We start from the raw sequence: 13,327 nt of genomic DNA, 5'->3' as shown, positions 1-13,327 counted from the left end.
TTCTTGATCAAAAGAATATCAGTATTACTCAGGGCAAAGTTGTAATGAAATTGGTATTTAGTTTTACAATTTCTTTGCAAGTTTCTATCCCCATATTCCCATCTAAGCACTTGGCTTAGTTATTTCACTAATGTTGTCTTGTATGGCTTTAAGTTTTTCTCCCCCTTTGGTTTCAGGGGTGGAGAAGAAGACATGGCGATAACCTTGTTTTGAGGTTGCTTGGACTAATAAACCTGGAATGATCAATATGGCGGCAATAACACCCAAAATATTGCGAATGATTGGGGATATTCGGTACCAAAACTGAGGGTGCTCTTTCAAATGATTGATTCGGGTTTTATTGCCAAGGGCATTTTCACAACTGTCTTTAAATATCTTGATCTTTTGTTGATCGATTAAGCCCTTATTTTTATCAACCAGATCGGTGGCTGCTTGATTTATTTCTTGATACAAATCTAGAGCTGCTTTTTTTGCTTCAGCGGATATTTCTTCAGAGTTCGCTTCCTCCTCTGCAATCTCGTGAAGTGCCTTCAGTTCTTTGACTAGGAGTTCATACTGATGATAGCAAGCAAGATGTGTGGAGATTTCTTTGGGTGGTTTGGGGTCCTTTTTCTCTAACCGATTTAATACGCTCTGGTTGGTAAAGGGATGCAGAACGATTGACTGATAGGTTTCACTGGTTAACGTGATATCGGCAGTAATCGTTAAGATGGATTCTAGCGTGGATACAGAAGGTGCATTTTTTATCAAGTGTTGAAGAATAGCATCTGCCCGCGCTGTATTTTCTCCATAATAATTTTTAAAATGCGGTATTAATACCAAATCCGTATAAAATTCAGCAGGCGTATACTGCATAAGGTATTGATACTCGTCGTTACTTATCGTGTCAAGTCCGAAACTTGTTAATAGTGAAAAGTCATTTTTATTATGTGGCTTTGACTGGAAAGCTTGGATTAACTTTGATGCATTAACTTGGTTGTGTTTTTTTAGATGAGCAATGACAGGTTTAATCGCATCAATGTCTTTTGCTTTATTAAGAATCGGTATTAATAAGCTATCATCAAACGCGTCGTTTTCAACGAATTGAATTAACTCCTCGGCCGATTCTGCTTGCTCAATTAAGAATGGTAATGCATCTGTATTACATATTGGCAGGGAGCATATTTTTGCCCGTTGGGATGCATCAAGTCTGGTAGTCTTGATTAGCTCGACTAGCATCTTGCTATTCAAATGATCATTATCAAGCAGCAAATCGGTGACTTTTTTCTTATCTCTTGCAAATCCTATGATAGTGACCATGCCATACAGTTCTTGCGCATCGGTTTCTTGCTTGCATAGCAATGATAAGCTTTCGTCGGTGGTGTTTGGGTGCCATACGATGATTTGTTTGCAGGATTGATCAAGATTTGGGAATCGCGCTATTTGATGAATATACTTGGCTTCTAATTTTGGGTCGGAAAGCAATGTCGCCAATGCTTTAAAAATGGTGTCACGGTATTCCTCATTGCTTGCTAAGTGACGCAAATGATCATCAATCCCCTCTGTTGCAATGATTGCATGCAGCTTGGAAGAATCGAATGCCTGCTTTTTCAGAAGAGCGAGTAAAACTGTCTCATTAAAATGTGGATGTTTGCAAATTGTGGCACATGATTCGGGTGTGTTGGCATGGTTGGCCAAGTTGAGCAGCATGGATTCATCACAATGTTTTGAGCCGGCAATGGTGATTATTTGAGAGCCCGTTAGTGCGACTAATTTCATAATCTGGTAAATCTGGTCTGAACTTAAAGCGGTATTTTTGAGCAAGGCGTTAATCAGGTTATCATGATTTCCGTAATAGGCAAGATTTGTTACAATCTTGCCTAGTTCTTCGGTATCGTTGATAGGATTGATTAGACGGTCGATTGCCATTTCAGACGTATTTTGATGTTTTAAAATGGCATCGCGACATGGATTGGTTAGATAGGGTAATTCTGCTAGTTTGTCGATTAAATCAGACGATAGGTTATGACTGGAAGTCAATAGATTTTTAAGCGCAACCATAATGGAAGTGCGATTTTCTGGGTTATTCAATAAACGCTTTAAGGTCAGATCCACTCCATCCAAGGCTAAGCAACTTAGTAATATAGGTGTGTCTGATTGGAATCGTTCAATAAAATCCATCGTCGCCTTATCAAAGCGATGATGCATGTGTTTAAATAGTTCAGTCGCCGTATTTGAAAGAAGGTTATTTTGTTTAATCAGCGCATGAAAAGTACTTTCTTTGCTTAGTTTTGACAAAACAGATTCCTGTTCTCCTAAATATTGCAAGCTGCCCTCGGTAAGTGAATGGTGATTGCAGAGTGTCAATAACACATCCTCATCGAAATGAGGATGTTGTACGATCATAAGAATTTCATCATTTCCTAACTTAGGTATTGCACACGCAAGCATCAAGTTAACTTTATCAATTTTTACGAAATCAGGACTTTGAATGAGCGTGGTGACGAGCGTTAGATTCTGCGTTTTTGAAAGCAGCAAGGCGATTGCTTCGCTGTCAAATGTGGCAGGTAAACGATTGGATAACGCATGCTCTTCGGTTAAAGGGATGAATTCTTCATTGCCATAGAGTTGTTTTAAAATATCACTCGGAGCAGATGCCACTAATGTGGTAATTACAGCGCGAAGATTTAGGTGTTCTTTTGCCAAGGTGACAATACGAGATTGCACATCAGGGTGAGTTGTTGCCGAATTTTCTTTCAACATTTCATTGATGCTCTGAGCACTCATCCACTTGACAAATGCATCCTGTAATCCGTATAACAGTTGATCCTTGTCGCTACCATGTTTCATAATATTCTGATAGATAGATTGTGTTATATGAGGATAATTCAACATATCCTCGACAAAGCGTTTATCGGATTTAGAAAAATCGAATAAAGAAATTTGTTCGATAAGGCGAGGGTCCGTTTTTTCATCCAGTATCTTTGTGCGAATATCGTTATAATCGACATAAGCGAACATTTTAGATTTAGTCGCTTCAAACAGAATGTCATTATCGTTGCTATGCTTGAAAATTTTTCCTGCAATTGAAATGGCAGGAGTCAATAATAGATAATTAAATAAACGGCGTTGATAGTTTATATCAAAATGATCGCTAATTGTTTTTACAACCAAATCAATTTTATCAGGTAATAACTCACGAAGGAAAATGGAATCTAACACTTCTGGTAAACTTCGATGCTTGTCTTTTGGATCAAAAATTTCATTTATCTCTGTTGGCGGCAATTTAGCAATGGCCTTGATTAAGCTTAATAGGTTATCGACGTTCTTAAGATTCCTATACTGACTTAAAAGTCTATAGCTGACCTTAGGATGAGAGGGGATGTGTGTGATTAATTTTTGAAAGTGTGAATCATCGAGAAATTGGCAACTAGCCAGCACCAGGGGAAGGATTTCAAGTGGGTTCGGTGAGATCCAAGCATCTGGCTTTAAGCCAAGTAAGCTAGCTAGATTGCCCATCTCCGAGGCTGGCAATAATTCGCCCTGGAGTTCCTCGATAAATATTTTGGCATTCGGTTCTGATTCGGTAAATGCCATGTCGATAATGGAATGGAGCAACTTGTTATCTGCCCCTTTAAAATCGGAAATCGCAGAGCGATAAGTCAAGGTAGCAATGAGTGCTTTTAAATTGAAGATAAAGTGATCGTCTTTCAGGCTATTTTGATACTGACTTAAATAACCGAGTGCCATCGGGGATAAATTATATTTTTTCACTAATTCTTCAGCGGTTAACTGATTATTCCACCAGGAACCGGCTAGGTCATAGAACGCTTTCACTACTTGCTTCATATCCTCAACCTCAGAATCTTCGGCAGTGGGGAAGTGGCTTTTCCAATCAAAATCGGTATAGTTGCGGGTCGGGTTTTCGGCGACATACTTCATCATCTTGCCGAGTGTCATCATCCCTAAACGTAGCTGCTGGGTATGCGTGGGATTCGATTCTCGTGCTGGGGCAAGGTAGGTATCAAAAAAGTCGAGCTTTTTACCGGTGTCTTCACTGAGCCATAAAATAGGCGATTTACGACTCACCAATTCGTCAAAATCGCCGGCAAAAAAGCGAATTTGCTCAAGCATGGATTGATACTTGGCATTCTTTTTTATCCCTTCTGGCATTGTACCGGCTAATACGGTTTCACTGGTTGTTGATACCCAATGCTTTTCTGAAGGGTTTTTAGCAATATGCTGCTTAACATCGGTGAGCTCTTCTGGTGATAAAAGTATGCTATGCAGTTTGCCTTTATTCTCATAGAAATAAATGCCATGAACTGGAAACATGGTTTGGGTGAGATAGTTACTTTGTCCTTGATAAATGCGGTAAAAGTTTTTGGAGGCAAGGATTTTGTAACTGAATTTAGGCGCATAAGCGGGTGAGGCACTGGCAACAATTTGGTTTAAATTTTTATATTCTAGCCCGCCACTTAATGGAGAATACCAACCAGCATACTTACTAGGCTCGTGGCTGGGATCAAATTGTTCGGTTAAGCGTTGATCTTCTTTTTCCACTTGGGTAAATAATTCAACCTCCATGGCTTCTTCTTTATCCGGACTTAATTGTTTTTCATCACAGACATTGGGCTGGCAGGTTTGTTCAATCACTTTGTCCATTTTCTTGCTAATCTTTTCTTGTTCAGTACTGGAGGCTTCTAGTTTTGCTTTTTTCAGCATTTTTTCCCAGTTATGCATCAGGACTTTCTTTTCTGTTTCTAACAGTTTTCGTGTATCGTCCATTTTTGCGACACCGCCAAATCGATAAAACAACCGTTCTTTTTGCTCATCAATAAACTGTTTACGGAATTGCTGAAATAAGTCAGCTTTTTCTTCAGGTGAACCAGGGTGGCTAATGATGCGCATTAGTAAGTCGTTGCGAATAAAATTAGCCATCTTATATTGGGCGGCGATGTAATTATCTTTTCGTAATTGGGCCTGCTCTTGTTCTTGCATATGCAAGCAAAGTTTGGCTAAGTCATCTTTCATTTCAGCCATTTCATTGGGCACAAAGATATCAAGCGTTTGTTGGCCATCCAGCACGTCACGCATTCTTAAGTCACCTTGCAAGAAAGCAGAAATACCGGTGTCTTGATCACATAACACGGCAGCTTTTGCTTTTTCAGATTGGCGAATATCCGTGCCTAATGTATGGGCTTGATCATAATAGGTAAAGCATGCATCGGGAGAGCAACCTAATTTATCCGCGATGATTTTCGGGTTAGTTGAACCTAACATCACGATTTTGGGCGGCTTACCTTCATTATCAACCGTCATGGCTGAAAGTTGATCGTGTTCATTAAAATAAAGCACGTATTTGATTTTATCCGGCTGATTGAATTTATCGGGTTGACCTTCAATATACTGGGCAAGTTGTTTCGCCACGGATTCATTGGCAATACCCTTAAATGCTGCTGAGATATCGATAACCGCTCTGAGTTGATCCGCGGCAGAATATCTTCCTAAGACATTGTCAACAAGCGTTTCTGGTATAGAAAAATCAAGGGTTTTAACAGGCGTTTTCTTTTTCTTCAAGCATTCAATAATATAGCCGTCCGTTCCGACAGCGAGCGATCGCTCATATTTTAACCGGTGGTGATACGTGCTGGCATTATAGGGGGTTCCAGAATAACCTTGCACGGAGTGCAGAATATCAACATGGTTCAGAGCATTCGAGCTTAATATGCGGGTATTCATGCGTATTGTTGGCAAAACTTGAGTTTTTAATACTTCATAAATGAACGATTCATTTTTTGCCATGGTTTTAAACAACTGGCTTATCTGCTCCGCATTATCCAGATCAAGGTTTGATAATAATTGACCTTTTGTCATGGATTTAAATAAGAAGCCTGATACGGTGTCATCGACTGAGTCTTTCTTGTGTTCATCCGCATCGACTTTTGCTTGGTGAAGTAAAAACTGCAAATATTGCTTGAGTAATGCTTCGGATACACCGTTAATCAGCATCGATTGGATGGTGTAATTGATGGATTCTATTTCATTACCAAAATTACTATGCTCATTGGGGGCATTATTGGCACGATAAGGAATGGCAACGGCCTGTTGAGCAGAGGATTTCTCAGGATTTTTGGAAGGGCCATAATGTTCATTGGTATTTCGCTTTAATGTGAAGGGAAGTAAATGATTAGCTTCTTCTTTATAAAGGACCACAATGTCTTGCAGATCTTCTGGTAATTTTAACAAGAAGGGCGGGATAGCGTCGCTCTCATCGTTAAAATACGCTTTGAGCTGTTTAATCTCAATCGGGTTAAGGGTGCCTCCCCCGCGTTTTAACACGGCTAATAAAGGACTTTGTTCCTGTTTGAGCAATGCATCCACTAATTGACTGCATGCTTGTTTATACTGTGCTTCTGTTTTTAGCGGTTTAAAGGGCAGCAGTAAACTCGCCATGGTCAGATTAGGATCGTCAATCCCCATAATCCCCTTTAATTTAACCTGCGGGAAAAATTGATAAAGGGCTACCACTTCGTGACTCACGAATTTTGGAACCGCTTTGGATGCGCCGATAGTATAGTTCAGCCTATTTTTTAATAAGAGTCCTTGATGCACTTCATCAATGATGCCATCGCCTCGGTTTCTTAAGAACAGGACCAACTGTTCCATCCAAAATGCTTGCTCTTCCCATTCATTGAAGGCTTTATAATCCGTGGTTTTAGGTTTTGCCTCTAAAATTTCCAAAAATTTTAATTCAAGGGATTGGATACTGTCGCCAGTTGTCACTAAGTACTTTTTGTTGACCATGACATCGGAGAAGAGCCGGAACATGGCTTCAAGGGCTTTCGGTGAGCAATCGCTATCGCGGGAGAATTCAAATAATTCCGCCGTTTGGCCAAAAAGTCGGTTAGAGGTTGCTTTTAAGTCCGTGTAATTGGTGCGCAACAAGGCTTTGGGTACTTCTAGGAGGACAAGGTTTTCTCCATTGGCTTTTAGATAAGCTAGCACGGGCGAAAAAACCGTGGATTTACCACCACCCATAACCACTTTGGCAATAATTTCTTTAAAACGCCCCTGTTTATCGTGTTTCAATAATTTTTCGATGCCAATATTTTGATGCGGTCGAAGTAAGATATTCTCATGATATTGAAAGACAGATATAGCCGGTTCTTTAACCACATCTCCCCAATTAGTGGCAAACACAACTTGGCCAAGCTTAAAGAGTTGCGCATCCGACAGGGTTTTATAATCTTGGTTTACTAATTTATCAGCGACTTCAGAGGTGCGAAAAAGCTGCTGGATAAACAGGCCACGTTTTAAAAATTCGGCTATTTTGCCATGTAGCTGATTAATTTTATCATCGGATAGGCCTGTTTCTTGGCGATAAAGCACCTTATCTGCTTGAAAATAAAGGCTTAGCAATTGATTGATAGTCAATGGAATTCTCTTTTGAGCATCCACATCAATATCCCACATGACTTTTGCTGTTTTGGCTGCAGGTCCGGCATTTGCTAATTCCAATAGGCTTTCCTCAAGCTCTTTTTGCTCCTTTTGGAAAAAATTTAAGCGAATTTTTGCTTGGCTATTTAATTCGATTATGGCCTTTTGGTTAGGAAAGAGCTTTCGTGCATGTGCTTGTAATTTTGTTAATAGCGTATATTTAAGTTCACCCGCTTGCTGCTCTTGCTCCAACTCACTGTCAGAATCCGATTCAGAGCCAGACGAATAATCTTCCTTTTGTATATGGTAGAATTTTTTTTCCAGATTCTGCCATTCTTTGGCAGAAGACATAACGCTAGTACAGACATGAGATGGAAATAGCTCAATGAGATTGATGGTCAATTGTTGATCTTCTTCAACGCTGGGAGGATCGGCTGGTTTGCTTTCGGGAATGCTATGTTGGATAGCTTCAGCACTGATGAGCAGCTCATCTGTTTTGTCTTCCAGTTGGTAAACATGAATCGGAGAAGCAGGGTAGTTTTTGACTTGATTGCTGAATTCGTCGAGGCTTGTGATATCCTCTTGAGTAAACCAAAATACGCTTTCCTTTTCGCAAATGACACGGTACAAAACATTGCATAGATAAGGGATATTATTGGGTTGTTTATCGATGGCGCTATGACGACTTGCCCTTAAATAAGACATGCAAAAACGCTTTAATTCCTCGGTTTGTTTATCTTTTTTGAGGGCGATTGCCAAAAAATACCCAAAATTATTCTCAAATGTGCTTGCTGCAATCTTGGGGTTTAGCGCTGACATGGCCTCAGCCATTTCTTTTTCCAATTTATCCAATTGTCTCGAAGACTGGTTGGCAGGAAATACCTTTAGAAACGATCTTGATGCTGTAGGGCAGCTTGATAACCCTTTGTGGTCATTAATGGAAAGATCGATGTAGGCTTTGTTTAATTTCGAGCTGTTCCGGTAAGCACCTTCATGGTGTTTTATCCAGGCCTGAATGTCAACTTGTCGTTTTTTTTCAAAGGGCGATAATTCACCTTGCTTTGATTTTTGATCCAGGCGGTCTAGCTCTCGCTTCAAATTGACAATATTTAATCGGAGCCAATCATAGCCAAGTGCCCCAATGGCTTTGGGACCCTTGTCGGGTGAGTCGGGAATTTGATCATGATAAAAGTTCAATAAATACCGAGATTCTGCTTCCGATAATAGAAAGTTCACCTTCATATCGCGTCTCATCAGCTGGTATCGGGTATACAGGTCATATAGTTTGGTATTTAAACCGCTATTATGGAAAGCCTGCAGTGTTAAAACGGTTTGTTGATGGTAATATTCATCTGGCGTGGATGGTGAGGTGACCATTTTGGGAAACGTGATTTTACGTTTGTTTTCACTCAATTTAGCCCAAAGCTGTAATGCCTTTAATTGGCAGGCAACCACAGGCGGTGTGGAAATTTCCGCTTTTTTCGCCATTTCATCGTCTTCGGGTTTGTAAGGCAAGGCCTCACAGATCCAATGCAATAACTGCAACTCCTCATAACTTCCTTCAAGCCCCCCCAGTCGTTTGTCACACGCTTCAAGCATCTTCAGTGCTTTTTCTTCTTGGTGATTGCCTAAATACAGGTAAGATAAATACAATGCTTGGACGGGATTTTCGGGGTAGGGTTCACCCTCTTTCATTTTAATGACCATCGTCTGGACACTTTTCTGGTGTTGCCAAATCTTGGGTTGTATGAAACTTGGTTGATCTTTTTCCGGTTCTCGTTCAACCACATCCTTAGCAATTCTATTGTTTAAATCAGGTTGGAATTGATAGTACTCGCCTTCCTTTTCCCGGGTGCCAGTTGATAAAAATCGGGTAACGGGCAGAACACAGAAATTTTGGTCAGAAAATGTTAAACCGGGTAATCCACGTTGCGCTAAATTCTGCTTCTCATCTAAATATTGGTCTTTCCCATCCCAATGCCAGACAAACTGTTCGGAATCGGCATTTTTGTGAAAGCGTAGATTCAACCGTGGTAATTCACAATCAACATTCCCTTTGTCATGACTGATTATCATAAAATTGGGTGCTTCGATAGCACTAAACAAGGTTTCAACCGGTTTGTTTTTTTGCCATAAAATGGCCTGGTTATCAGCTCGTTTTATTACCCATTTGCCTGAATCAACGGGCTTATTTAAATAATATTGACGTTGGTTGTTCTCGCCCGTGATGATGAGTTGGTTGGCATCCTCCGCATTTTTCCAAACAAAGGTTTCTCGTTGCTTTAGTGCTTTGGGTAAATTGCTTGTTAAGCATTTATCAGGGGGTAGGTTTAAATAAGCGCGCTGCGCTTTATTGACTGCTAGAAGCTCATACCAAGTGTTTTTGCCTTCGGGCGAGGTAAACTGTTGCTCAACGCAATAAACCCCACTTTTTAGGGTAAACCGTAATTTGACGTTATCTTTTTCAAGCATAAATTGGCTTTTATCGGCTGTTTGATAGCATTGCCGAATATCTTGCATGTGTAAATGTCGAATAATTGGATGGTTAACGATTGCCTGAGGTGTGGAAACAAGCGCCATATAATCTCGTAGGATAATGCCTTGTTGTACATTTATTTGATAAACATGCCCTTCTCTGTCAGTTAAATGAATGTTTGGAAAGCCTATGATTGGTTTGCTGGACCATTTGATTGGTTTGGGCAAAAGATGGTGAGCACCGAGTATGCTCAAAAATTCTTCCCCATCGAACATAGGGGGTTCTGCGCGTAGTTGGTACATCAATGCTCTTAAATCACGATTGAGTCGATAGGTTGCATCGGCTTCATGGCATGCTTGGGGTAACGGATGGGTTTGCAAGATGAAGTAAGATTCTAGCAGGTTATGCAAGTCTTCCTTCATCAAGGTTTGCTGGTGTTTATAAAGGGCGTTTAAGCTGAGAAAGCGACTAAAATGAAGCTCAGCCAATTGTTGCGGATGTTGAGGTTGGTTTATCCAAAAATTTAATTTTTTAACAAGCTTGTCCATTGAATCTTTATAAGCGATAGGATTTGACTCAAACGCATACACTTGAATGGCTTGGTATAAGCGAACATAAAATAAGGATTGGGGAGTAAATTGCCCTTGTTTTTGTGATTGTTCGATGCCTTGCTCAACCCACTTATCCAGCAATGGCCAAAAATTTGCCGCCTCAGGGCTTTTTAATAATTGTAACAATAAGCCACTTTCAAAAATATTCGCTTCACAGTAGACCTGCATTTCGCTGCGGCTTAATTTATTGGGATGCTTGAGGAAGTATTCTAACGTGAGTAAGATTTGGCTTTCCGAATCTTGGCGTAAATGGAAGAGCTCGCGTTCCTCAAAATCTTCCGGACGAATCGTGCTGGCTGTCGATGTTTGGGTGGGTAGTCGTTTTAATTGTACCTCCGCGGATTTTGGTAAGCCAATGCCTACTTTTGTTAAGGAGGTGTTTTGGTTGATGTAGTAGTCAAAACATGATTTGACGGCACCATCTGGTAAAGGATAAATGGATTTTTTTAAATTGGATGAAATAAAGAAATGGTTGGAACCGTTTTGTATATCAGAAACTAATTTTAGTTGATTTTTCATTTCATCATAGGATAGGCTCAGTTCGCGGCTATATTCATAATTGCCAAATAAGGTGGGCAAACCATACGAGAAAGCTTGCTCAAGCGTTGCTTGTTTGCGCCATAAATCATGTATTTTGTGGAAACGGCCATTGGTTTTCAGGTCGGGATCGCTAGTGTGATAGGTTGAAAAATAATAGAGTGCTTCCGAATCGCTACTACGGATTTTTTGGATAAAATTAGAGTAATCATTTTTATGTTTTAGGTTAAATTTTTCTTCGAGTTCAGCTTTCAGTTCGCTATGTTCATCCAGTAATTGATTATAATGCCTGATCATGGCGTTTTGATAATGTTCCGGGAATGCTTTTCCAGAATCATACTTGTCGCCAGAGTGTAATTGACGAATTTGCTGGAGGCGTTGGTCAAGGGCTGGATGGTGATTTGACAGTTGAGCAACACGCCCATTTTGAAGTTGCAATGAAGAGGGTAACCAGCGAACGAGATTGGCAAAATTTTCCCCTAAAAGATACTTCGAATGCTTACATACATGAGCACACACCGCAAAATTGGAAGCTTTGATGGTTTGCATGCTTGGTAATATGACCGATGGACCCAGGGAGTTTTTAGCGGTATCAAAATAGAGTTTTTGCAAATCTGCCATCAGGGAAAAAAAAGCATGGGGGTCGTTTAACACGCCCGCATCTTTGTAAAAGGCGAGTAGGGAGTCATCCTTTTCATCCGGTAGTGGGAGCTGCAAGAAAAAGGTTTCGAGCATTTCAAAGACAAACGCCGGGTCTTGCTTTTGCATCCTTTCACCCTCTGTTTTTAAATCCCGCATGGTTTTCAATAAATTGGGTGCATGCAAAGGCTTTGGTAAGGGATCAGACAGAACAGGGGATGGCAGTGAGGTAGCGTTGGCATGATTGGGAATGAATCCTGTCGAAAAATCGACATCAAAGGTTTCAGTGGGCTTATTTGGGGCTTGTGCGCTGGGCGTTTCCTCTTTTTTAGTATGTGAGCGTAGACTTGATAAGTATTTGACAAACAATAAGCGCTTTTCTTCTCGAAAATTATCCGAAAACAAGGGCTCTTCAGAGTCGGTACGTGTCACATTGAGCAAACGAAGCAGATGGCGAATGGCTTTTTGTATTTGCGGGTGATATTTAGTCTCACCTAAACGACCCTCTTTCGCCATGTTTTCCATGTATTGTTCTAACGCATAGGCTTTGAAGCGAAATATGAATTGTCGATAATCGTCAACGGAGCTAAATCGGGCTTTTAGCATCTGGTGAATGGAGCGTTGAGCACAGGTTCCTGATAATTGACCACCGGTATAGAATTTAAACTCTTCCGGAGTTGGTTCAAGGATGGTAGCATCCAAGAAATCTAGCTTTCCAAACACGCGCTCATATAAAAAACTGGCATCAATGGTATTTTTTTCATGAACAATACTATTTGCTTCAATCAACTCTTGCAGGATAGGTATAAAGTCCTTTTCATTGGCAGCATTTTCTTTGGGAATGCGATATTTTAACGTTGCGCTATAAAGTTCTTTATCGGCTTCGGAGCGTTTAGCATGGTATTCAATGCCGGCGCCTGAGTTATTGATAGTAAAAATAATATCGCCATTGTCTTCGCGATGAAATTGATAAATGATCCCATGCCCGCTTGGTTTGGCTTTCCACCCACCTGGGAGGAGTAGGTAATCTTTTTTTTCGGCAGAGGTTTGTTGAATCAATTGAAACCATTGTTTAGCTAACGCTTGCGTTGCCTTTTCGTCGTGTTTGGAGGCGGCTAGTTTTGCAATTTCATTTTCCTGGTCAAGCAGGGTGGTGGTTGCCTCCAGCAATCCTTGAACTTCGGCTGGCAATTTTAGCGAGCTACTTTTTTCATCTTCAATGAATTGGTTGAGTAAGCCAACGGTATTACGAAAGTTTTGCCCTTCTAACCGGAAAGTGCCTGTTAGAAAGGGGTCATTATAAATATGGCCAAATAATGATTCGGTAATTTCAATCGCCATGATGCCCTCGATATGCGCAATTATGCGTATTATACTTTAGTATAGATTAACTGATCATTAAGGATGAAAAAATGATTGACTGAGCTATTGGTGTGCATTCATCGAAGGTCACATCATGCCTGAAAGCGAGCAGACTGCCTCTCATTTAAAACCGCTTGAATAATCCTTGAAAATTCTTTAATTTGGAAATATCGGCGCTTATTGGAAATCAAATACCGTGTTCACGTCACTCCTTTATGCTTCGCACGGTGGCAAGGGGAATGTGTGATTAAAATGTTCCGCTAATCGAATTGTACCAATCGTA

Annotated in this window: 1 protein-coding gene; it reads right to left on the bottom strand. The window is 40.5% G+C overall.

The window, feature by feature from the left end; genetic code table 11:
• Positions 1-102: 102 nt before the first annotated feature.
• A complete protein-coding gene (locus tag AB3348_RS14095; RefSeq protein WP_367608252.1) occupies positions 103-13,023 on the bottom strand; it encodes a DUF3638 domain-containing protein in 12,921 nt (4,306 codons plus the stop codon).
• Positions 13,024-13,327 lie beyond the last annotated feature (304 nt).

Origin of the sequence: Legionella sp. W05-934-2 (assembly GCF_964199965.1) — a bacterium.
In the GTDB taxonomy this organism is placed as follows: domain Bacteria; phylum Pseudomonadota; class Gammaproteobacteria; order Legionellales; family Legionellaceae; genus JAFIFT01.
Note: the sequence above shows the minus strand (reverse complement) of the source record. Positions and strands in the feature narration are given on the sequence as shown.